At 65.7% G+C, this 845-nt stretch carries 1 protein-coding gene; it reads right to left on the bottom strand.

Annotated elements, in window-relative coordinates:
- Nucleotides 1-812, bottom strand: an 812-nt coding sequence (locus QLG03_RS06065) for a pyruvate carboxylase subunit B (RefSeq protein WP_274985283.1), incomplete at its 3' end; no start/stop codon positions are given.
- Nucleotides 813-845 lie beyond the last annotated feature (33 nt).

Below are 845 nucleotides of genomic sequence, written 5' to 3' on the forward strand. Positions count from 1 at the left end.
TCGCGGAAGTACGCCGCGATGCTCTCCAGCTTGTGGATATCCAGCCCGGTGTCGTGCTCAGTACCCGCGAGGGTGGCCACCAGCGCTTCGGTGGCCGGGTGGCCGTAGGTGGCGCTCATCGAGGAAATGGCGGTATCGACGCCGTCGACGCCGGCTTCAATGGCCTTCAGCAGGGCCATCTCCGCCATGCCGGTGGTGGCGTGGCAGTGCAGGTGCAGGGTGACGGCAAAGCGTTTTTTGATTTCGCTGACCAGCTCAAAGGCGGCGCCGGGGGTGAGAATGCCGGACATGTCTTTAATCGCGATGGAGTCGACGCCGGTCTCCAGCAGCTGTTCGGTGAGGTCGAGCCAGGTCTGCAGGGTGTGGGCCGGGCTGGTGGTGTAGCTCAGGGTGCCCTGGGCGTGGGCGCCGTGGCTGCGGACCGCCTGCAGGGCGGCCTGCATGTTGCGCGGGTCGTTCATGGCGTCGAAGACGCGGAAGACGTCCATGCCGTTTTTGACGGCGCGCTCCACGAAGCGTTCGACCACGTCGTCGGCGTAGTGACGGTAGCCGAGCAGGTTCTGGCCGCGGAGCAGCATCTGCAGCGGGGTTTTCGGCATCGCCTTTTTCAGCTCGCGCAGGCGGACCCACGGGTCCTCGCCGAGGAAGCGGATGCAGGCGTCAAAGGTGGCGCCGCCCCAGCACTCCAGCGAGCGGTAGCCGACGTCGTCCAGCTGAGCGGCGACGGGGAGCATATCGTCGAGACGCAGACGGGTGGCGAACAGGGACTGGTGGGCGTCGCGCAGGACGACATCGGTAATGGCAACGGTCATGAATTCCTCCGTGAATTAAGGGTGAAGACGGCG

The organism is Klebsiella sp. V115_8 (genome assembly GCF_029967715.1).
Classification (GTDB): domain Bacteria; phylum Pseudomonadota; class Gammaproteobacteria; order Enterobacterales; family Enterobacteriaceae; genus Klebsiella; species Klebsiella quasipneumoniae.